21 protein-coding genes are annotated in these 21,784 nt (G+C 60.4%); 4 read left to right on the forward strand and 17 right to left on the reverse strand.

Annotated features, from left to right (window positions below):
- Positions 1 to 184: 184 nt before the first annotated feature.
- From N4A58_RS02795 to pgk, 5 genes are all read right to left on the reverse strand, one after another.
- Positions 185 to 1,480: a pyruvate dehydrogenase complex dihydrolipoamide acetyltransferase gene (locus N4A58_RS02795; protein WP_293707618.1), complete on the reverse strand. Its 1,296-nt coding sequence runs from the start codon at positions 1,478 to 1,480 to the stop codon at positions 185 to 187.
- 12 nt (positions 1,481 to 1,492) lie between these two features.
- A complete protein-coding gene (locus N4A58_RS02800; RefSeq protein WP_293707620.1) occupies positions 1,493 to 2,863 on the reverse strand; it encodes a pyruvate dehydrogenase complex E1 component subunit beta in 1,371 nt (456 codons plus the stop codon).
- Positions 2,864 to 2,881: 18 nt separating this feature from the next.
- On the reverse strand, positions 2,882 to 3,904 hold the full coding sequence (gene pdhA, locus N4A58_RS02805; protein WP_072706566.1) for a pyruvate dehydrogenase (acetyl-transferring) E1 component subunit alpha: 1,023 nt from the start codon (positions 3,902 to 3,904) through the stop codon (positions 2,882 to 2,884).
- Between the two features lie 236 nt (positions 3,905 to 4,140).
- A complete protein-coding gene (locus N4A58_RS02810) occupies positions 4,141 to 4,437 on the reverse strand; it encodes a septum formation initiator family protein (protein ID WP_072706710.1) in 297 nt (98 codons plus the stop codon).
- Between the two features lie 134 nt (positions 4,438 to 4,571).
- A complete protein-coding gene (gene pgk, locus N4A58_RS02815) occupies positions 4,572 to 5,747 on the reverse strand; it encodes a phosphoglycerate kinase (protein ID WP_293707627.1) in 1,176 nt (391 codons plus the stop codon).
- A 130-nt stretch (positions 5,748 to 5,877) separates the two neighbouring features.
- On the opposite strand from pgk, the gene N4A58_RS02820 reads away from it, so the two are divergent.
- Positions 5,878 to 6,384 (forward strand): peptidylprolyl isomerase, encoded by a 507-nt coding sequence (locus N4A58_RS02820; RefSeq protein WP_072706564.1) that lies wholly within the window; start codon positions 5,878 to 5,880, stop codon positions 6,382 to 6,384.
- Positions 6,377 to 6,931: a peptidylprolyl isomerase gene (locus N4A58_RS02825; RefSeq protein ID WP_293707631.1), complete on the forward strand. Its 555-nt coding sequence runs from the start codon at positions 6,377 to 6,379 to the stop codon at positions 6,929 to 6,931. Before N4A58_RS02820 ends, N4A58_RS02825 begins: the two co-directional genes overlap by 8 nt.
- An 86-nt stretch (positions 6,932 to 7,017) precedes the next feature.
- On the opposite strand, the gene N4A58_RS02830 is transcribed toward N4A58_RS02825, so the two are convergent.
- Positions 7,018 to 7,740 (reverse strand): GNAT family N-acetyltransferase, encoded by a 723-nt coding sequence (locus N4A58_RS02830; protein WP_293707633.1) that lies wholly within the window; start codon positions 7,738 to 7,740, stop codon positions 7,018 to 7,020.
- A gap of 369 nt (positions 7,741 to 8,109) precedes the next feature.
- A complete protein-coding gene (gene tyrS, locus N4A58_RS02835; RefSeq protein WP_072706561.1) occupies positions 8,110 to 9,360 on the reverse strand; it encodes a tyrosine--tRNA ligase in 1,251 nt (416 codons plus the stop codon).
- A 64-nt stretch (positions 9,361 to 9,424) separates the two neighbouring features.
- Here tyrS and N4A58_RS02840 point away from each other — a divergent pair, with 64 nt between their 5' ends.
- Entirely contained in the window at positions 9,425 to 10,543 is a 1,119-nt protein-coding gene (locus N4A58_RS02840) for an anhydro-N-acetylmuramic acid kinase (RefSeq protein WP_293707641.1), read from the forward strand.
- 63 nt (positions 10,544 to 10,606) lie between these two features.
- On the opposite strand, the gene N4A58_RS02845 is transcribed toward N4A58_RS02840, so the two are convergent.
- The 10 genes from N4A58_RS02845 to N4A58_RS02890 all read right to left on the reverse strand — a co-directional run bounded on the left by N4A58_RS02845 (position 10,607) and on the right by N4A58_RS02890 (position 20,285).
- Positions 10,607 to 11,038: a cupin domain-containing protein gene (locus N4A58_RS02845; protein ID WP_293707643.1), complete on the reverse strand. Its 432-nt coding sequence runs from the start codon at positions 11,036 to 11,038 to the stop codon at positions 10,607 to 10,609.
- Positions 11,039 to 11,123: 85 nt separating this feature from the next.
- Positions 11,124 to 12,401 carry a phosphopyruvate hydratase gene (eno, locus tag N4A58_RS02850; RefSeq protein WP_293707645.1) on the reverse strand — a complete coding sequence of 426 codons (1,278 nt, stop codon included), beginning with the start codon at positions 12,399 to 12,401 and terminating at the stop codon, positions 11,124 to 11,126.
- 34 nt (positions 12,402 to 12,435) lie between these two features.
- Positions 12,436 to 13,329, reverse strand: coding sequence for a DMT family transporter (locus N4A58_RS02855; RefSeq protein WP_293707647.1), 894 nt, complete (start codon positions 13,327 to 13,329; stop codon positions 12,436 to 12,438).
- Between the two features lie 83 nt (positions 13,330 to 13,412).
- On the reverse strand, positions 13,413 to 13,829 hold the full coding sequence (locus N4A58_RS02860; protein ID WP_072706556.1) for a Fur family transcriptional regulator: 417 nt from the start codon (positions 13,827 to 13,829) through the stop codon (positions 13,413 to 13,415).
- A gap of 88 nt (positions 13,830 to 13,917) precedes the next feature.
- Positions 13,918 to 14,970, reverse strand: a complete 1,053-nt coding sequence (locus N4A58_RS02865) for an AI-2E family transporter (RefSeq protein ID WP_072706555.1) — start codon at positions 14,968 to 14,970, stop codon at positions 13,918 to 13,920.
- A gap of 123 nt (positions 14,971 to 15,093) precedes the next feature.
- Positions 15,094 to 16,521, reverse strand: coding sequence for a YdiU family protein (locus N4A58_RS02870; RefSeq protein WP_092464384.1), 1,428 nt, complete (start codon positions 16,519 to 16,521; stop codon positions 15,094 to 15,096).
- A 74-nt stretch (positions 16,522 to 16,595) separates the two neighbouring features.
- Complete coding sequence (locus N4A58_RS02875; RefSeq protein ID WP_072706553.1) at positions 16,596 to 17,045, reverse strand: N-acetyltransferase; 450 nt, start codon at positions 17,043 to 17,045, stop codon at positions 16,596 to 16,598.
- Positions 17,042 to 17,983: a nucleoside hydrolase gene (locus N4A58_RS02880; RefSeq protein WP_072706552.1), complete on the reverse strand. Its 942-nt coding sequence runs from the start codon at positions 17,981 to 17,983 to the stop codon at positions 17,042 to 17,044. The genes N4A58_RS02875 and N4A58_RS02880 overlap by 4 nt, the downstream gene beginning before the upstream one ends.
- A gap of 149 nt (positions 17,984 to 18,132) precedes the next feature.
- On the reverse strand, positions 18,133 to 19,554 hold the full coding sequence (locus tag N4A58_RS02885; protein WP_293707656.1) for a HAMP domain-containing sensor histidine kinase: 1,422 nt from the start codon (positions 19,552 to 19,554) through the stop codon (positions 18,133 to 18,135).
- Positions 19,551 to 20,285, reverse strand: a complete 735-nt coding sequence (locus N4A58_RS02890) for a response regulator transcription factor (protein ID WP_293707658.1) — start codon at positions 20,283 to 20,285, stop codon at positions 19,551 to 19,553. Before N4A58_RS02890 ends, N4A58_RS02885 begins: the two co-directional genes overlap by 4 nt.
- A gap of 244 nt (positions 20,286 to 20,529) precedes the next feature.
- Between N4A58_RS02890 and N4A58_RS02895 the strand changes: the two genes are divergently transcribed.
- Positions 20,530 to 21,774 (forward strand): ABC transporter substrate-binding protein, encoded by a 1,245-nt coding sequence (locus N4A58_RS02895; protein ID WP_293707660.1) that lies wholly within the window; start codon positions 20,530 to 20,532, stop codon positions 21,772 to 21,774.
- Positions 21,775 to 21,784 lie beyond the last annotated feature (10 nt).

Genomic DNA, 21,784 nt, shown 5'->3' on the forward strand with positions numbered 1-21,784 from the left:
TGAGAATAATCCAAGGAAATAAGGGCTTAAAAGAGAAAGGGACGAAACGGCAGTGTCCGTTTCGTCCCTGTGATTTTGAAAGTGAGCGGCTTTCTTGAGATTGAAACTACTACTTTTGTTTATAACGTTTCAAACTGCCCATTGGGTCTATTCCGCTATCTTTCGATCCTAATCGATACACTCTTTATGCGAGCATCATCATCGGGTTCTCGAGGTTCTCTGCGATTGCCTTCAGCAGCTCGGCTCCCAGTGCGCCATCAATCACACGGTGATCAACGCTCAGGGTGACGGACATGACGGTCGCCACTTCGATTTCGCCGTCTGCGTTCACCACCGGTTTTTTCACACCAGCACCAACCGCAAGGATCGCACCGTGGGGCGGGTTGATCACAGCGTCGAAGTTGTCGATGCCGAACATGCCGAGGTTCGAGATGGCAAAGCTGCCGCCTTGGTACTCGTGGGGCGCAAGTTTGCGGTCACGGGCACGTTTCGCCAGATCTTTCATCTCTGCCGACAGCGCGGACAGGGACTTCATCTCGGCATCTTTCAGGACGGGCGTGAACAGACCACCGTCGATCGCAACCGCAACGGCTACGTCCGAAGGCTTCAGTTCCAGCACGCGATCACCGGCCCAGACCGCGTTTGCGGTGGGAACGGCTTGCAGCGCCAGAGCCGAAGCTTTGATGATGAAGTCGTTGACCGACAGCTTCACACCGCGACCTTCGAGTTGCTTGTTCAGCTGACTGCGGAACTTCAGCAGCGCGTCCAGCTTGATGTCGCGGCGCAGGTAGAAGTGCGGGATGGTCTGCTTGGCTTCGGTCAGGCGGCCCGCAATGGTCTTGCGCATACCGTCGAGCTTCTTCTCTTCGAACTCGCGGCCCTCGTACATTTTGAGCACGGCGTCGGTCGACGGACCCGCAGGCGCGGCGGCAGCGGCGGGCGCAGCTGCAGGCGCGGCGGCTTCGGCCTTGGGCGCGGCAGTTGCGTTTTCCACGTCGGCTTTGACGATACGGCCACGGGGGCCCGAGCCTTTGATCGACTTCAGGTCCAGACCTTTGTCCGCCGCAATGCGACGCGCCAAGGGCGACGAAAAGATGCGGTCACCGCTGTCGGTGGTCGCCGCCGCAGGAGCAGGGGCCGCAGCCGAAGGCGTTGCCGCCGCAGCTTTGGTCTCTTCGGCCTTGGGCGCTTCTGCCGGAGCCGCCGCAGGGGCCGCTCCGATATCGTCCGCGCTTTCGCCTTCGGCCAACAGAACCGCGATGGGGCTGTTGACCTTCACGCCTTCGGTGCCCTCGGCGATCAGGATCTTGCCGATCACGCCTTCGTCCACGGCTTCGAATTCCATGGTGGCTTTGTCGGTTTCGATCTCGGCCAGCAGGTCGCCCGAGTTCACGGTGTCACCCTCTTTGACCAGCCATTTGGCCAGTGTGCCCTCTTCCATGGTCGGAGACAGGGCGGGCATCAGGATTTCGGTAGGCATTCTGCGATCTCCTTAGCGGTAGGTGACTTGTTTGACAGCGTCGATCACCTCGTCGGTGGTGACCAGCGCCAGCTTTTCAAGGTTCGCGGCGTAGGGCATCGGAACGTCCTTGCCGGTGCAGTTGATCACCGGTGCGTCCAGATAGTCGAACGCTTCCTGCATCAGGATCGAGCTGATGTGGTTGCCGATCGAGCAGACGGGGAAGCCTTCTTCGACGGTGACGCAGCGGTTGGTCTTCATGACCGACTTGATCACGGTGTCTTTGTCCAGCGGACGCAGGGTGCGCAGGTCGATGACTTCGGCGCTGATGCCTTCTTCAGCCAGCTTGTCAGCGGCTTCGAGCGCGTAGGTCATGCCGATGCCGAACGAGACGATGGTCACATCGGTACCTTCGCGCCAGATTTTGGCTTTGCCGAAGGGGACGGTGTAGTCGTCCAGAACCGGAACGTCGAACGATTTGCCATACAAGATCTCGTTCTCGAGGAAGATGACCGGGTTCGGATCGCGCACAGCGGTCTTGAACAGACCTTTGTAGTCCGCTGCCGAGTAGGGCATCACAACCTTCAGGCCGGGGATCTGCGCGTACCAAGCTGCATAGTCCTGACTGTGCTGCGCGCCAACGCGGGCGGCGGCGCCGTTCGGACCACGGAACACCATCGGTGCGCCCATCTGGCCGCCCGACATATACAGGGTTTTCGCAGCAGAGTTGATGATCTGGTCGATCGCCTGCATCGCGAAGTTAAAGGTCATGAACTCGACGATAGGCTTCAGACCACCGAACGCGGCACCCACAGCCACACCGGCAAAGCCGTGCTCGGTGATGGGGGTGTCGATCACGCGCTTGGCGCCGAATTCGTCCAGCAGGCCTTGGGTGATTTTGTAGGCACCCTGATATTCAGCGACCTCTTCACCCATGATGAACACGCCTTCGTCGCGGCGCAGTTCTTCGGCGATGGCGCTGTTCAGCGCTTCGCGGACGGTCATGGATTTGAATTCGGTGCCTTCGGGGATGTCCTGCTCTTCGGGGACAACAACCTCGACCGGACCCTTGGGCGCGGCGGGCGCGCTGGGGGCAGCTTCGGCAGCAGGCGCAGCGTCTTCTGCAGGGGCAGAAGAGGTCGCCACATCGTCAGCGCTTTCGCCTTCTTCGACCAGCACGGCGATGGGGGTGTTCACCTTTACGCCTTCGGTGCCTTCGGCGATCAGGATCTTGCCGATGATGCCTTCATCAACAGCTTCGAATTCCATGGTCGCTTTGTCGGTTTCAATCTCGGCGAGGATATCGCCAGAGTTTACGGTATCGCCTTCTTTGACCAGCCATTTGGCTAGTGTGCCCTCTTCCATCGTGGGCGAAAGGGCGGGCATCAAAACTTCGGTTGCCATAATCCTATGTCCTCTCCCTTAGGCGTCTGCTTCTTGGCCTGCGGGCAATTCCGCGGCGTAGATGTCGGTATAGAGTTCGTCGAGCGCGGGCTCGGGGCTTTCCTTGGCGAACTCGGCGCTTTCGTTGACAACAGACTTGATCTCTTTGTCGATGGCCTTCAGGTCATCTTCGGACGCGTGGCCGCCGGACAGCAGCAGTTCGCGCACGTGTTCGATTGCGTCACGCTCTTCGCGCATCTTCTGCACTTCTTCGCGGGTGCGGTATTTCGCAGGGTCCGACATGGAGTGACCGCGGTAACGGTATGTTTTCACTTCCAGAATGTAGGGGCCTTTGCCTGCGCGGCAGTGTGCGACAGCTTTCTCGCCAGCCTCTTTGACCGCCAGAACGTCCATGCCGTCCACTTCTTGACCTGCGATGCCATAGGCTTCGCCACGTTTCCACAGGGCAGGGGATTTGGTCGAACGTGCGACCGAGGTGCCCATGGCGTACTGGTTGTTCTCGATCACGAAGATGACCGGCAGTTCCCAGAGTTGCGCCATGTTGTAGGTCTCGTAGACCTGACCCTGGTTCGCCGCGCCGTCGCCAAAGTAGGCAAAGGTCACGCGGTCATTGCCAAGGTATTTGTCGGCGAATGCCAGACCGGCACCGATCGGCACCTGCGCGCCCACGATGCCGTGGCCACCGTAGAAGTGCTTCTCTTTCGAGAACATGTGCATCGAGCCGCCTTTGCCGCGCGAATAGCCGCCTTCGCGGCCGGTCAGTTCGGCCATGACGCCCTTGGGGTCCATGCCGCAGGCCAGCATGTGGCCGTGGTCGCGGTAGGATGTGACGCGCTTGTCACCTTCGCTTGCTGCCGCCTCAAGGCCGACAACAACAGCTTCCTGACCAATATACAGGTGGCAGAACCCGCCGATCAGGCCCATGCCATAAAGCTGGCCGGCCTTTTCTTCGAACCGGCGGATCAACAGCATTTCACGATAGTATTCGAGCAGCTCGTCCGCCGATACATTCGGTTTTGCTGGACTTTTCCGAGTGGCCATAATCCGTCCCCTCCCATTTTCAAGCAAATAGTTTAACGTTGAACTATCTATATCGCATCTATTTCCATGATGCGAGAGAAAATCTTGCACACCCGAAAAACGAGAGTCTTTCTGCGCATCTGTTAGGAGGAGTGGGGCTGCCTGGTGTGCAATTTTTTACAAAACGTGTAATTCGTATACAAAAAAACCGCCCCCCGAAGGGAGCGGCCTTGTCGTGTGAGTGGTGACAAGTATTCTTAACGGATGACGATCTCGTCGGAGCGAACCATCCCAAGGACCTCGCGGGCTTGCTCGTCGAGCAGCTCCAGATCCAAAAATCCGTCAGACAGGCGACGAGTTAAATTCTCCATCCTGTCGACATCTGCTTGCAGCGATGCAAGCTCGGCGCGAAGCGCCAGTGTTTCTGCCTCGATCTCAGCGCGGCGGAATACGCCGTAATCACCCTGAACCGCAGCGAAAGTAAAGTATAGACCTAACGTAAAGGCCGCAGTGAAGTATATCAAGAACCCGAGACCGGGACGTTGGTTCGACATGCTGCCTCTGGCGGTTTTCCGCTCTATTCGTTGCATTAGCCTGTGGATAACATATTGCCACAACGATACAAATCAGGGAATACCCCAAATTTGGGGGGACATTCTCAAACATCCCCCCCATTTTGTGGTAAGACCTAGCCCAGAGCGGCGACGCCAGGCAGGGTTTTGCCTTCCATCCACTCCAAAAACGCACCGCCAGCGGTGGAGATGTAAGTGAAGTCGTCAGCCGCACCGGCCTGATTCAGTGCCGAAACGGTATCGCCGCCACCTGCAATCGAGATCAGTTTGCCCTGCTGGGTCAACACGGCGGCTGCCTTGGCGGCGGCATTGGTCGCAGCATTGAAGGGCTCGATCTCGAAGGCACCAAGGGGGCCGTTCCAGATCAGGGTTTTCGACTGCTCAAACACCGACACGATCTTTTCGACCGCAGCTGTGCCTGCATCCAGGATCATCGCATCCTCGGGGCAGGCGGTGTTCGCGACGGTTTCATGCTTGGTGTTCGCGGCAAATTCCCAAGCCACGACAACATCTTCGGGCAGAACAATCTCGCAGCCTGCGCCGCTGGCTTTGTCCATGATCTCTTTGGCGGTGCTGGTCAGGTCATGCTCGCAGAGCGATTTGCCCACGTTGATGCCCTGTGCCGCAAGGAAGGTGTTGGCCATGCCACCACCGATCACCAGATAATCGACCTTCTCGATCAGGTTCGACAGCAGTTCCAGCTTGGTCGAGACCTTGGCACCACCGACGACAGCGACCACGGGACGTTCGGGTTGTCCCAGTGCGGACTCCAGAGCGGTCAGTTCGGCTTCCATGTTGCGGCCCGCGCAGGAGGGCAGCAGGTGCGCGACACCCTCGGTCGAGGCATGGGCGCGGTGCGCCGCAGAAAACGCGTCGTTACAGTAAACGTCGCCCAAAGTTGCCAGAAACTTGGCCATCTCGGGGTCGTTTTTCTCTTCTCCGGCAGCGAAACGGGTGTTTTCGATCAGGATGATGCTGCCGGCGTCGGCGGCATCCAACTGAGCGGAATCAGGCTTTTCGATGAAGGTCACCTTGCGACCCAGAACCTCTTCGACCTTGGGGGCGACGTGGCTCAGGGACATTTCCGGCACAACCTGACCCTTGGGGCGACCGAAGTGCGCCAGCAAAACAGGGGTGCCGCCAGCCGCAAAGATCGAGTCGATGGTGGGCTTGATGCGTTCGATACGGGTGGCGTCGGTGACGACCCCGTCTTTCATCGGAACGTTGATATCTACACGGGTCAGAACGCGTTTGCCGTTCAGGTCCATCTGGTCGAGGGTTTTCCAGGCCATAATCGTGGCTCCTCCTAAATATAACCTGCGCGTTTCTTCGCGTGTCGGGACGCTCAGGTCAACGGCTTAGCTTGGCAATCCTGCGTCCAAGGCTTAAGTCTGTGCGCAAATACCAATGAGAGGACCAGTTATGGCCGAGATCAAAGATCCTGAAAACACCATCCTGATCGAACTGAAGGACGGCACCGTGACCATCGAACTGCTGGCCGACGTCGCGCCCAAGCATGCAGAACGTATGAAAGAACTGGCCCGCGAAGGCGCGTATGACAACGTCGCGTTCCACCGCGTGATCGACGGCTTCATGGCGCAGACCGGCGACGTGCAGCACGCGAACATGGAAAAGGACTACAACCCCGGCCGCGCAGGCACTGGTGGTTCGGACAAGCCTGATCTGCCCGCAGAATTCAGCAAACTGCCCCATGACCGTGGCACTCTGGGTGCGGCGCGTTCGATGAACCCGAACTCGGCGAATTCGCAGTTTTTCATCAACTTCAAGGACAACCACTTCCTGAACGGTCAGTACACCGTTTATGGCCGTGTGATTTCCGGCATGGAGTTCGTAGACAAGATCGCACGCGGCGAGCCCCCTGCGAACCCTGACCGCATGATCAGCGTCAAGGTGGCCGCGGATGCGTAATCTGTTGGCTCTGGGGTTTGCACTGGTTGCAGGCCCCGCACTGGCAACCGGTCTGGACATCACCATCGCGGGCGAGGCCAACGGCACCGTTCACGTGGACCTGTTCGAAGATGTCGCCCCCCAGCACGTCGAGCAGATCACCGCTCTGGCAGCCGAAGGGGCTTATGATGGCGTGGTGTTCCACCGCGTGATCGACGGCTTCATGGCGCAGACGGGTGACGTGCAGTTCGGCAAAATGGGCGAAGGCTTTGACATCCGCCGCGCCGGTATGGGCGGGTCGGATCGCGAGGACCTGCAGGCCGAGTTTTCGGACAAGTCGTTCGAGCGCGGTGTTGTCGGCATGGCGCGGTCTCAGGACCCGAACTCGGCGAACTCGCAGTTCTTTATCATGTTCGCGCCTGCGCCCCATCTGAATGGTGGCTACACCATCGTGGGCGAAGTGACCGAGGGCATGGACGTGGTTGATGCGATCAAGCGCGGCGCGGGTCGCAATGGCGCTGTTGTTGGCGAACCTGACGTGATGACCAAGGTTGAAGTCTCCGAATAAGAGCTGACGCTCTGGGCCGCTGTCGCGGCAATTGGGTATTTTTACCAAGATGAAGGGGCAGGCGTTATCGGGCGTCTGCCCCTTTTCTATTTGGCAAACAGGCGCGTGAAAGGGCCAATGAGGGTTGTGGGGCCTTGGGTGTGGGCCTGTGCCCCTGTGCCGAGTTTGAAGCGGGCCAGACCTGCGGCGCGATCGGTGTCCAGAATGCCAAGGTCGAGCCGCGTGACCCCTTTGTCGCGCAGGGTCAGCGCGGCAAAGAACAGCAGAAGGTTTTGCGCGTGCACCTTGCGTCCCTCAGCGGTGGTCCACGCAATCTGGTAGGTGGCGCTGTCGCCGTGTATCAGGATCAAGAGGGCGGCAATCGGGTTGCCTTTGTGGAGGGCAGTCAGGGTAAAGCCCTTGCCCTGCGTGCGCGCCCATGTGGCGATAAAGGCGGGCGGATAGGGGCGGAAGCGTTTCAGCTTGGCTTGTTCCGCGTTGGTTCTCAGAAGCCAGTGATCGGGCGCGGTTGGAAGAGGCGCTTTGCGGATCGACAGACCGGATGCTTCTGCTTTGACCAGACGGTTGCGCCACTTCTGGCAGAGCCCCGCGCGGAGGTCCGTTCGCAAATCCCAGATGGCCGAGGTTGCTGGCGTCATAATCGGGATGGCGCGCCGTGCGATGGGGTCGGCGGCGCTGTTTGGCGTTATCAGGGTGGCGCGTGCCTTGATGCGCCCTGTTAATCCTGTCAGGGCGGTTTGCTTTTGTATGCTCGATAGGTGTTCCGACCAGATCGGGCCGCTGATGATGGATGCGACCGTGCCGATCACCGGAACCTGCCGGAAGAGAACATGTGCCTGACCCAGAGGTGCGGAGACATCCCCGAGGGTCAGGCATAGTGTCTTATGACCCAATGCTGCGCAGGTTCTATGGTATGCCGCGCTTTGCTGCAGGGGAACCGTGTGAGAGGCCGGGGGGATGGCTGACTGATCGGTCCATGCAGGGTTCATGGACATCATTAACCATATCTAAACTTAACGATTGGTTAATGGCGGCATGGAAAATTTTAAGACACCTGAAAAAACCGTAAAGGGCGTGCACGCAAAAGCGCCCCGACCAACACTGATCGGGGCGCTCTGGCTGTTTTGCATGCTGGCTGTGCCCGTCTACTTGGGGCTCAGCTTGATCGATTGGTTGGTTTAGCCCAGTTCGACGATGGCGTGACGCTTTTTGCCCGCGCTGAGTTTTAGCGGGCTGGACAGATCGGCTGCAGTGATCAGCTTGCCCGCGTCGGTGACGGCCTCGTCGTCGATCTTGGCGCCGTTGTCGGCGATCAGGCGCTTGGCCTCTTTGCCAGTGGCTGCAAGGCCGGACCGGACAAAGATCTGCACGACCGAGATGCCATCGCCAAGCTCATCGGCGCTCAGGGTCAGACGGGGCAAGTCGCCGCCGGCGATGCCCTTTTCAAAGACCTCTTTCGCGGTGGCTTCGGCGGCTTTGGCCGCTTCGACACCGTGGAGCAGGCTGGTGACTTCGTTCGCCAGAATGATCTTGGCTTCGTTGATTTCCGACCCTTGCAGGGCCCCCAGACGCTCGCATTCGTCCACGGGCAGCTCGGTATAGAGCTTCAGGAAGCGGCCGGTGTCTGCGTCCGTCGTATTGCGCCAGAACTGCCAGAAGTCGTAGGGCGACAGCATGTCGGCGTTCAGCCACATGGCGCCGCCTTGGCTCTTGCCCATCTTCTTGCCGTCGCTGGTGGTTAGTAGGGGCGAGGTCAGGCCGTAGATTTCGTGATCCAGCACGCGGCGGGTCAGGTCGATGCCGTTGACGATGTTGCCCCACTGGTCCGAGCCGCCCATCTGCAAGAGACAGCCATAGCGGCGGTTCAGCTCGAGGAAGTCATAGGCCTGCAGGATCATGTAGTTGAATTCGAGGAAGCTGAGCGACTGTTCGCGGTCCAGACGGGACTTCACCGATTCGAACGAGAGCATGCGGTTCACGCTGAAATGGCGGCCGATGTCGCGCAGGAACTCGAGGTAGTTCAGGTTGTCCAGCCACTCGGCGTTGTTCAGCATGATCGCGCCGTTGGGCGCGTCGCTGTAGCTCAGGTAGCGGGCAAAGACCTGCTGCATCCCGTCGATGTTCGACTGGATCTGATCGGGGCCAAGCAGTGGACGTTCATCGCTGCGGAACGACGGATCGCCCACTTTGGTGGTGCCGCCGCCCATCAAGGTGATGGGTTTGTGGCCGGTTTTCTGCAGCCAGCGCAGCATCATGATGTTCAGCAGGTGCCCGACGTGCAGCGACGCGGCGGTCGCGTCATAGCCGATATACGCAGGGACAGTGCCCGCCATCAGCGCGTCATCGAGGCTCTGATAGTCGGTGCAATCCGCCAGATAGCCGCGCTCGATCATGATGCGCAGGAATTCAGACTTTGGATGGTAGGTCATTGCACTTGTCCCTTTTACGGTTGCGAGGCACTCTATAGAGCGGTTGCGAGCAGAGGAAAAGCGCATGAAGCAATCTGGTGTGCTGCGAGCCCTTGGAACGATGTCTGGAACATCGCTGGATGGGGTAGATGCGGCAATTGTACTGAGTGATGGCGAGCGAATTCACGGGTTCGGGCCTTCGGCCTATCGGCCCTATACGGACTGGCAGCGGGACACGTTGCGCGCCGCTTTGGGCCAGTGGCAGGACGGGGATTTCGAAGAGGCCGCCGAGATTGTTGAGACCGTGCATGCGCAGGTGATGGCCCCCTTTGGTCCGGTTGATCTGGGGGGATTCCACGGGCAGACCTTGGCCCATGATCCGGCAGGGCGCGGGACGCACCAATGCGGGGACGGCGCGGTTCTGGCGGAGTTGCTGGGGTATCCGGTCGTGTGGGATTTCCGATCCGCCGATGTGCGCTTGGGCGGCGAAGGGGCGCCTCTGGCCCCATTTTTCCATTTTGCTTGCGCGAAGTATATCGGGGCCAAGGAGCCGGTCGCGTTTCTGAATTTGGGCGGTGTGGGGAACATCACCTATGTGGACCCGCGGTTTGACCGGCCCGAGGAAGAGGGCGCGTTGTTGGCGTTCGACACGGGGCCTGCGAACGCGCCCGTGAACGATGTGATGTTTGCGCGGCTGGGGCAGGCCTATGACGCGAATGGCGCTTTGGCGGCCACGGGCGTCGTGGATGAGGCGCTGATTGCTGACGTGTTGGAGCGCGCGTTCTTCCATCGCATTCCACCGAAATCTTTGGATCGCGATGACTTTGCCGATGTGATCGGGCGGGTGGATGGTCTGTCCGATGCTGATGCCGTGGCGACCCTGTCGATGCTGGCGGTGCGCTGTGTGGCGGCGGGGCTGGAGCATTGTCCAATGGTGCCGTCCAAGCTGCTCGTGACTGGCGGCGGTCGAAAGAATGCGTTTATCATGAATGGCTTGCGCGGCGCGATTGATGCGAAGGTTTTGCCAGTCGAGGACGTTGGTTTGGACGGGGATATGCTCGAGGCGCAGGCTTTTGGGCATTTGGCCGTGCGGGTATTGAAGGGCTTGCCGACGTCGTGTCGGTGGACAACTGGTGTGCCTGCGGCAGTGGGCGGCGGCGTTGTGAGCCGTCCGGCGGCAGGGGCATTGGCGATCGGGGAATAGGGGGCGCTGCCCCCTCCGGCGCGGGGCGCCGTCACCCCCGGAGTATTTTAGCAAAGATGAAAGTTAGCCGCGTGGAATGTCGAAGCCTGGGGCGGCGAGGGTGAAGCCTCCGAATTGGAAGGCGGGGCTGACCGTGCAGCCAACCAATGTGTAGTCGCCTGTGGTTTTGGCGGCCTGCCAGTGGTGGGGCGGGACGATCAGTTGAGGCTGTTCGCCATTCAGGACGTCGGGGCCGAGGATGTGATCCTTGGCGGGGCCTTCGTCCGATTCCGAGAGGCTGAGGATCAGGGGCGCGCCCGCATAGTAGTGCCAGATTTCGGCGGCATCGACGCGGTGCCAGTGGCTGGATTCGCCCGCTTTGAGCAGGAAATAGATGCAGGTTCCAGCGGGGCGTTTGCCGTCTGTGCTGTCTGCGATCCATGTCTGGCGGTAGTAGCCGCCTTCGGGGTGGGGCTGTAGGGCGAGGCGCGCGATGAGTTCGTCAGCTGTGGTCATGGGGTCGAGTTTAGGGGCGCGGGGCCAAAAGAAAAGCCCCGCTTGCGGTGTGCAAGCGGGACCATTTGATCACCGGATGGGGTGATTACTTTTTCAGGATCGAGGTGCCCGCGTAAACGGCAGTCTCACCCAGCATTTCCTCGATGCGGATCAGCTGGTTGTATTTCGCGAGCCGGTCCGAACGCGCGAGCGAGCCGGTTTTGATCTGGCCGCAGTTGGTGGCAACCGCGAGATCCGCGATGGTCGCGTCTTCGGTTTCGCCCGAGCGGTGCGACATCACGTTGGTGTAGCGCGCGCGGTGGGCCATATCAACGGCCTTCAGGGTTTCGGACAGCGAGCCGATCTGGTTCACTTTGACCAGCATGGAGTTCGCAACGCCCTTTGCGATGCCGTCTGCCAGACGCGAGGGGTTGGTCACGAACAAATCGTCGCCAACCAGCTGGACTTTGTCGCCTAGCTTCTCGGTCAGCATGGCCCAACCTTCCCAGTCGTCCTCGTCACAGCCGTCTTCGATCGAGATGATCGGGTAGTCCGCGCAGAGCTGCGCCAGATATTCGACGTTCTCGGCGGGGGTCAGCGATTTGCCTTCGCCCTTCATCTCGTATTTGCCGTTCTCGAAGTATTCGGTCGCAGCGCAGTCGAGGGCCAGGAAGATGTCTTCGCCGGGTTTGTAGCCTGCTTTTTCGATCGACTTCAGAACGAAATCCAATGCTTCGCGGGTCGAGCCCAGTTCGGGGGCAAAGCCGCCTTCGTCACCCAGACCGGTGGACATACCAGCAGCCGACAGCTCTTTTTTCAGGGTGTGGAAGACCTCGGAGCCCATGCGGACGGCTTCGCGGATGTTCGCGGCCGATACGGGCATGATCATGAATTCCTGAATGTCGATCGGGTTGTCCGCGTGCTCGCCGCCGTTGATGATGTTCATCATAGGAACGGGCAGGGTGCGCGCCGAGGTGCCGCCTACATAGCGGAACAGGGGCTGGCCGGTGTATTCGGCAGCCGCCTTGGCAACAGCGAGCGATACGCCGAGGATGGCGTTTGCGCCCAGACGGCCCTTGTTGTCGGTGCCGTCGAGTTCGATCATCGCTGCGTCGATGGCTTCTTGCTCGGTCGCGTCGAAACCAACGATGTTTTCTGCGATCTCGCCGTTTACAGCAGCAACGGCTTCCAGAACGCCCTTGCCCATGTAACGCGACTTGTCGCCGTCACGCTTTTCGACAGCCTCGTAGGCGCCGGTCGATGCGCCCGAGGGAACAGCCGCGCGGCCCATGGTGCCGTCTTCGAGGATGACGTCGACTTCGACGGTGGGGTTGCCACGGCTGTCGAGGATCTCGCGCGCGTGGATATCGATGATGGTGCTCATAAAAAGTCCCTCGGTGGATTTGGTTGGTTGCGTTCTAGCGGGTGCTGGACGCTGTGGAAAGACGTGTAAGCCTCTGTTTGCGCTCACGGAAAAGGGTATAAATGCCGGATGCGATAATAATGGCAGCGCCTAGGTATGTTAGCGCATCAGGTCGTTCGTCAAAGAAGGTCAGGCCGATGATCATTGCGAAAATCAGGCGTGTATAGCGGAAGGGCATGATCACCCCCATCTCGCCGAGTCGCATGGCAGCGGTCAGCGCGTAGTAGCCCATCAGGGCAAAAACGATGGCGGCTGAGACGGTCTTAACCTCGGCTCCGGTCATGGGAGTGACGGACTGGCCGGTTGCGACCATCAGCACAAATCCCGAGATGCCGATCGCCAAGAAGGCATAGGCCGACACTGCGAGTGTGGACAGACGTTTGGGGATCACGCGGGTGGCGACATCGCGGCCCGCCAGAGTGATCACGGTCAGCACGGCAAACAAGGACGCCGGTTCAAACGCCTCAGAGCCCGGACGAATGATCAGCATCACCCCGACGAAGCCGACAAAGATCGCTGTCCAGCGGCGCCAGCCTACGGGCTCTTTCAGGAAGACAGCCGCGCCCAAGGTCGTTGCCAGAGGAGCAGCCTGATAGATCGCGGTCGAGGTGCTGAGTGCACTGAGCGAAATCGCGGTGACAAATGACAGAGTGCCGATGATTTCGCAGATATTGCGGATCACCACGGTCTTGTGCAGGGCATCGGGATGGATCAGGCGGTGACCCATGGCGCGAGCGTAAATCGCAAAGAACACTGCGCCAACGATACCAAGAATACCAATGATCTGACCGGTGGGCAGGGTTTGGGAGGCCGTTTTGATAAACAGATCCTCGATCGCGAAGCTGGCCATCGCGAACACAAGCAACACAATACCGCGCAGATTATCCAAAGCGGCTCTCCCCCTCATTCGGGGGAAGACCTACGAAAATGTTAGCGCAAACGCAAGAAATAACACGAGACGTGTTCGATATATCAGGATTTCTTAATTGGAACACCATAGAGCTCGAGCTTGTGCCCCTTGAGCCGGTAGCCCAACCGCTTGGCGATCCGTTCCTGCAGCTCTTCGATTTCGGGATCGACGAACTCGATCACCTGTCCTGTGGTCATGTCGATCAGATGATCATGGTGCTCGCGCTCGGCGTCTTCGTAGCGGGCGCGGCCGTCGCCGAAATCCACGCGCTCCAGAATGCCGGACTCTTCGAACAGTTTGACCGTGCGGTAGACGGTCGCGAGAGAAATCTTGGGATCGCGCTCGTTCGCCATGGCGTACAGCTCTTCGACGTCGGGGTGGTCGATGGCGCTCTGCAGAACCTCTGCGATCAGGCGGCGCTGGCCAGTCATCCGAAGGCCCTTGGCTTCGCAGCGCGCGATGATGCTGTCAGTCGTCATAGAGATCCCAGTTGGTTACTGCTCTTTCGGGCGGGCCGAATAGCGCCGTAGGCCGCAGAGTGCCATAGGAAAGTCGCCAAGGAAAAGGTCAGATCTTTCCTTCGGAGGATAGAAGCACCGAAATCCAGCGCGTGGCTGGAAAGCCCGCAAGGATCAGCGTCACGATCGAGGTCATGGGAACCGCCAGAAATGCGCCCGGAATGCCCCATAGGCTACCCCAGACAACCAGCGAGACCAGAACGACAAACGGGCTCAGGTTCACAAGACGGCCCAAGAGGCGCGGCTCGACGATATTGCCCATCAGCATTTGTGCCAGCGTTAGGGTGATCGCGGTGGTCACGGTGGTCGCCATATCGCCAAATTGCACGACGCTCAGCAGCGTTGGGAACAGCACACCCATCAGACTGCCCACGTAAGGAATATAGTTCAGCAGCCCGATCACAACGGCCCAGAACATCGCAAAGTCCACGCCGATCAGCGCCATGATCACCCAAGAGATGAAGCCCAAACAAAGGTTGATCGCCGTCTTGGCCGCCAGATACTGGCCGATCTGCGCGTTGATCTGGTGAAAGATGTTGATGATCGCGTCAGACTGTTCGCGGGTTTCAAAGGCACGCGTGACCTTGGCACTCAGGCCCGCGCTTTCCAGCATCAGAAAGGCCGCCAGCAGCAGAACAAGGAACATGTTGGTACCAAAGCTGGCCAGCACGCCAAGCATTCGGCTGGTGATCTGGCCTAGGTTAATGTCCGTGCCCATCATGTTCCGCAGCGCCGTCCAAGACGGCTGCTCTTGCAAGTTCAGGCGCTCTGACACGTCGTTGATAAAGACATTCAGGCGCATCTCATATTCCGGCACCCGTTGGGCCAGCGCCTGCGCGTTTTCTGTCGTGATCGACGTCAGCAGGGTCAGGACCATCGCAAAGGCGAGGAGGGTAAAAATATGCCGCAGCCATGTGGGACTGCGGGTCAGACCGGGCACACGTCCGATGCCGCGCGCGCTTTCGAGCAGGATATAGCAGAGGATGATCGCAAACAGGATGGGAACCAAAATCTGTTTGCCGATGACCAAAAGGTACCCCGCCATCAAAGCCAGAGCCACACTATAGACCAATGTCACAAAGGGCCGGTCGGCCTGTCCCATATCATACTCTCTTGCAGAACGCGCGCGCCGTGATTGGCCCTGTCCTCATGGATGTATGACCCGCCCCCCAGAACGCAATGGAAAACCCGCGTCTGGGGGGAAGTATTTCGGGATGCGGCCGCCTTAGGTCCCGCAGAATGTGCGATGCACCACTTCGTCGTCCGTCGGCGGATGGGTCAGATCCTCGGCCCCGTCTTGCGGGGTAAAGGGCGTCGCCAGCACTTTCATCAACCGCTTGAAGGGCGCCAAATCGCCCTCGACCGCAGCCTCGATCATCTGTTCGATCCGGTGGTTGCGCGGGATGTAGACCGGATTGACCGAGGCCATCAGCGACTGCGGGTCCTCTTCGGAGGCGGTCCGCTTCTGCCACTCCGCATGCCACTCGTCGAACGCCTCTCGGTTGGTGAATTGGTCTCGTGCGGTCCCCTCGGCCAAAGCGCGGAAGGTGTTGGTAAAGTCCGCGCCATCATGGGCCATCAGATCGAGAAGCTTGTCGATCATGGCTTTGTCCTCGGGACGGGCGTCCGCGATGCCGACTTTGCGGCCCAGCAGGCGCAGCCATTCAGCATCTAGCGCTTCTGGCATGGCGTGAATGCGCTGGGTGTAATCCTCGACCACCGCGTCCTGCTCGGCCTCTGGTGCAAGCGCGACCAGTGCACTGGCCAATTGCGCAAGGTTCCAGATCACGATGTGCATCTGGTTCGAGAAGGCGTAGCGCCCCTGTTGGTCGATCGAGGAAAAGACCTTGTGCGGGTGGTAGTCGTCCATGAACGCGCAGGGACCGTAATCGATCGTCTCGCCCGAGATGGTGCTGTTGTCCGTGTTCATGACCCCATGAATAAAGCCCAAGGCCATCCATTGGGGGATCAACTTGACCTGCGCGTCGATCACCGATTGAAGCAGACCTGTCGGTCCTTTGGCCTGCGGATAATGGCGCTGGATCGCGTAATCGGTCAGGGTGCGCAGGGCGTCGATGTCATTGCGCACGGCGAAATACTGGAACGTCCCGATCCGCAAATGGCTGCGTGCCACGCGCGTTAGCACCGCGCCGGGCAGCATGGCCTGCCGCATCACGCTGTCGCCGGTCGCCACAGCCGCCAAGGCCCGCGTTGTGGGCACGCCCAAAGCGTGCATTGCCTCGGACACCACGTATTCGCGCAGAACCGGACCCAGCCATGCCTTGCCATCGCCGTTGCGACTAAAAGGCGTGCGGCCCGACCCTTTGAGTTGGATGTCATAGCGGGTGCCATTCGGGGCCAAAACCTCGCCGAGGAGCAGCGCGCGACCATCCCCGAGCTGCGGGGAAAATCCGCCGAACTGGTGTCCTGCATAGGCCTGCGCCAGCGGCTCGGCCCCGTCCGGCAGCGCGACACCTGAAAACGCAGCGGCCAGCGCATCGGGGTCTTCGTCAAAGCCGATCCCCAACTCCCGCGCGAGCCCCGCGTTGAACGCCAAAAGCTCTGGCGCGGTCGCGGGCGCGGCCCCTTGGCGGGCAAAGAAGCGGTCCGGCAGACGGGCGTAGCTGTTATCGAATGGAATGTGCAAGCTCATGACGGTGTCCTTTCGCTAGGACAGAACCTATGCACCGGACACCGATTTTGCCAGAGCAGCCCTGCAAAAGGGCTCTACAGCTTTCGTACCATCATCGACACGCTGGGGCGCGGCTGGAACAGCGCGCGGGCATAAACGCTCTGGCCGGTGCTATTGCTGGGATCAATCTCGATCCCCAAGGCACGCACACCGCCCGCACGGAGGGGGGCAACCAGCGCCGTCAGCGCCTCTGGCGCGATCCCGCGGCCACGTACGCCAGGGCGCACATAGATTTCACGGACCGAGGCCATGATGCCCCCGTAATCCAGCGACCACGTCAGGGTCATCACCAGAAACCCGATGGGCGCGCGGGTCGGCCCGATGATATAGACCGCCCCGAGCGGCGACCCTTCGAGCAAGGGCATGATGGCCGCCTCGCGGGCCACGGCATCGTGGGCAACCCCGATTTCGATGTCGAGCGCCTCCATCAAGGGGGCGAGACGGGGATAATCCTCGGAAACAGCAAGCGTGAGCTGCGCACTCATAGACGGGCCAACCTTTCTGTGAGCAGGTCGAAAAAGCCCTGCGCATCGATGTCGCCCATGAACATGGCATTCGGCGCGCGGTCTGTCACGCGCCACCAATCGGCAACGGTCATCCCGAGGGTCAGTTCGCTGCCGGTTTCGATCTCGACATTGATATGGCGTCCCGTAAACAGGTCGGGCCGGATCAAATAGGCCGTGACGCAAGGATCATGGAGCGGTGCGCCGGAGGATCCGTATTTCTCTTTGTCGAACCGTTCAAAGAAATCGGTCATCTGCGCGACGGCCACGCCCACCTTGGTGCCGAGCGCGCGGAAGGCGTCGTTGCGGTCTTTGGTGACCAGCGCTTTGTGGGTCACATCCAGCGGCATGACGGTGATCGGGCAGCCCGCACCAAAAACAATCTTGGCCGCTTCTGGGTCCACGTAGATGTTGAACTCGGCGGCCGGAGTGATGTTCCCCACCTCGAAATAGGCGCCGCCCATCAGGACGATTTCCTGCACCTTTTCAATGATGTCTGGCGCCTTGTTGAATGCCTGCGCTATGTTCGTCAGCGGTCCCAAGGGGCACAAGGTCACGGTGCCCGCAGGCTCTGCGCGCAGGGTGTCGATGATGAAATCCACCCCATGCCCCTCCGCCAGCGTTATGGTCGGATCGGGCAGGTCGGGGCCGTCCAAACCGGTTTTTCCGTGCACATGTTCAGCGGTGACCAGTGGGCGCTCCAGCGGGGCATCGCAGCCTGCATAGACCGGCACATCTGTCCGGCCCGCCAACTCACACACAATGCGCGCATTCTTTTCGGTCAAGTGCAGCGGCACATTGCCCGCCACAGCCGTGATCCCCAAAACCTCGATCTCTTCGGGGCTGGCCAGCGCCAGCAGGATCGCCACGGCATCATCCTGTCCGGGATCGGTATCAATGATGATTTTGCGCACAGACATAACACTTCCTTTGTTCTTACAGGGAATTCAGTGGCAGGAGCGACCGCTGCTTGCAAGCCCCGCTGGAAGCTGCAGCGCGCTTCCGCTTTCATCTTGGTGAAAATACCCCCCGCGGAGCGTCCCTTCGCCCGTCCAAAGGCGCTGGCGCTCTATTCGCGGCGCAAGGTCAGTCGCGCGACCAGCCCCTCGGCACCTTCTTCAAAGGTCAGCGATCCGTTGTGCTGGCGCGCCACGGTCTGCACGATGCTCAGCCCAAGGCCATTGCCCGCAGCGCGCCCCGCATTCGCGCCGCGGCGGAAAGGGGCGATCAATTCGCCTATCTCCAGCGCGGAAAGCCCTGATCCACCCGCATCCTCGACCAAGACCGAAACCTCGTCCGCGTGGCTTTCGATCCGAACCGTAGCGCGGCGCCCGTAGTTCAGGGCGTTTTCGACCAGATTGGTGATGGCCCGTTGCAATGCCAGCGGACGGGCGACGACCAGCACGCGCTGTGCCTCGCGCAGGCTGGTGCGGGGTTCGGGCAGGCCGGTGTCGCGGGGCGCGACCCCGAAGACGGAATGGCGCACCTCTGGCACCTCTGATTCCACCGGGGCCCAAGTCACACGGCGGCCCAAATCTTCGTAGTCGTCCACGATGGACTCCACCAGTGCGGTCAAGGAAATCTGTTGTGCCGCTTCGGCGTCTAACTCTGTGCGAGTGAACGACAAAACGCCTTCGACCATAGCGATCATCTGGTCGATGTCGCCCTCCATCTTCTGACGCAAGGTCGCGTCCCCGATCAAGGCAGTGCGCAATTTCAGACGCGCGGCAGGCGTGCCCAGATCGTGGCTGATGGCAGAGAGAACCTCGGCCCGTTTTTCCAGCGCCTCGCGCTCTTGGGCGATAGAAGCGTTCAGCGCGCCTGCGATTTCGTTCAGCTCTGACGGGCCTTCGGTGGGCAGCATGGCGGTCCCGCCTGCGCCATTGTTGGCAAAGATGCGCGCCAACCGGCCCAGACGGCCTGTGACTTCGGTGCTGCGGCTTAGCAATGTCACGATCAAAAGCAAAAACCCAAGGCCAAGGGGCAGGCGCAGGTCATTGGGCGCCGCCGCGCAGGACCAGATGTCTGGGGCGTTCACCCGTACCCAACTGCCGCCTTCGGCGCGGGCATAGAGGGTCGGGTCCCCGCACAGGCGCGCCATTTTACGGGTCATGGCACCAAGCTGTTGGGGCGGCAGGGAAAATGGCGGCAGATCGGTGAGCGTATAGCTCAGGTCAGGATCATGGACTTGGATCAACAAGCGCGCGCCGCCGAAATCCTCGTCCCACAGACTTTGCAGGATTGAGGCTTCGGTCACACGGCCCACACCGCGCGGCGGGGCTGTGACTTCGGTCAGGTAAACGCCAGCGGGCAGGGGCGCGCCATCGTTCAGCGCGCCATAGAGTTGCTGACCGGTGTAGTCTGCGCGGTCGAGATAGCGTTCCCACGCCTGCTGGCTGCCGTTCCACAGAGCGCCCGTGATCAGCCCTGCCAGAGTACCCGTCAAAATCCAGCTGACGGTCTTGGCCTGCAGGGACGGCAGCAGCTTCATTCCTGCGTGACCTCGCAGGCCAGCACGTAGCCGACGCCGCGTTCCGTGCGGATCAGCTTGGGGTCTTTGGGGTTGGCTTCCAGCTTGCCGCGTAGACGGCCCACCAGAACGTCGATAGCGCGGCCTTCGGCGGCGTCCATGACGCGCTGGGGATCGCGGTCGGGGTCCAAAGCCTCGGCGATTTCCTCGCGTTTCAACGGGATCATCGGGTTGGCGAGCAGGGCCTTGAGCAGGGCGCCCTCGCGGCGGGACAAGGACACCAGATAGCCACCGGGCGCGCGAACTTCGCCTGTGCGGGCGTCCAGAGACCAACCCTCGAACCGGTAGGTGCCAGCGGATCGGCGATAGGTGAGCGATGCCGCACGGTTCCCGCGCCGCAGGACCGCTTTGACGCGGGCGGCCAAGAGGTCTGGGTTGAAGGGCTTGGCCACGTAGTCATCGGCGCCTGCCGCGTAGCCCTGCATCCGCTGATTGTCCGAGGATAGCGCGGACACCATTATGATCGGCACGTCCTGTTCGGCGCGTAACTGAGTGCACAGTTCCAGACCGCTTTCATCCCCCAGCATGACGTCCAAGAGGATCAAGTCGATCCGGTAGCGTTCCATCGCCGCGCTGATTTCGGCACTCGTCGCGGCGGGGCACACGGCAAAGCCCTGTCCCTGAAAGTACTTGGTCAACATCTCTCGGAGTTCGGTGTCATCATCGACAACGAGCAAACGGGGTATCGTCATTTAAGGGCCTCTCCCTGCTTGGCTCGCGAAAATGGCGGGCGAATAGGGCCCTGTCTAGCGGAACCTGCAGGGCTGACGTAACGCTTTGTAACAAAATGGCGGTCTGTTGGGTAACAAACGGTAACAAAGGCTCTCGAAATGTCATGCAGCTACCGTGTGGCGGCCTTGCGCCTGATGCATAGGGGCGCAACAATTTGTGCACTTCACGCCCTACAATGATCTGGGGCGCCGATGGGAGGAAATCATGAAGTTTACAGTTTTTGCAGCCGCGACCGCGGCTCTTTGCGCACTCGCAACCACATCTGTCGCGGAGCCTCAGGCAGAAGTTCTGCACTGGTGGACCTCGGGCGGCGAAGCCAAGTCGGTTGCTGTTCTGCAGCAGGAATTCAAGGATAACGGCGGCACCTGGACCGACATGCCCGTTGCAGGCGGCGGCGGCGACGCGGCGATGACCGCGCTGCGTGCCCGTGTTCTGTCGGGCAACGCGCCCGCAGCGGTTCAGCTCAAGGGCCCCGCGATTCAGGAATGGTACGAAGAGGGCGTTCTGTCGGACATCTCGGCCGTTGCAGAGGAAAACGGTTGGGCTGACGTGCTGCCCGCAGCGATCGCAGAGCACATGAAGTGCGAAGGCACTTGGTGCGCCGCGCCCGTAAACGTCCACCGTGTTGACTGGATCTGGGCAAACGCTCAGGTGCTGGCGGACAATGGCATCGAAATGCCCACCACTTGGGAAGAGTTCAACGCAGCCGCAGACAAACTGCAGGCCGCTGGCATTACCCCGCTGGCACATGGTGGTCAGGCATGGCAAGACGCCACTGTCTTTGAAACCGTTGTTCTGGGTCTGGGTGGCCCCGAGTTCTTCCACAAAGCTCTGGTCGAGCTGGACCCGGAAGCACTGGGTTCGGACACCATGAAGGCCGTCTTTGACCAGATGCGCAAAATGCGCGGCTACGTCGATGCGAACTTCTCGGGCCGTGACTGGAACCTGGCAACCGCGATGGTCATGAACGGCGAAGCGGCGTTCCAGATCATGGGTGACTGGGCCAAAGGCGAATTCCTGGCAGCGGGCAAAACCCCCGGCGAGGACTTCCTCTGCGCGTCGACCCCCGGTGAAGGCTACCTCTACAACGTAGACAGCTTTGCGATGTTCGACGTGGACGGCGCGGACAAAGAAGAAGGTCAGGCGCTGCTGGCGAAACTGATCGTTGGTCCGTCCTTCCAGAAAGTCTTCAACCTGAACAAGGGCTCGATCCCTGTGCGCACCGACGTCTCGCTGGACGAGTTCGACATGTGCGCCCACACCTCGAGCGAAGAAATGGCTGCATCGAGCGAAAGCGGCTCGCTGCTTCCCAGCTACGCGCACGGCATGGCTCTGCGCGGCGCGCAATCGGGTGCGATCACCGACGTTGTGACCGCCCACTTCAACTCTGACATGTCGTCTGATGACGCAGTCGAAATGCTGGTCAACGCAGTCGCGGCTGTCCAGTAACCCCTGAACT

Source organism: Donghicola sp. (assembly GCF_025210255.1).
GTDB lineage: Bacteria > Pseudomonadota > Alphaproteobacteria > Rhodobacterales > Rhodobacteraceae > Donghicola > Donghicola eburneus.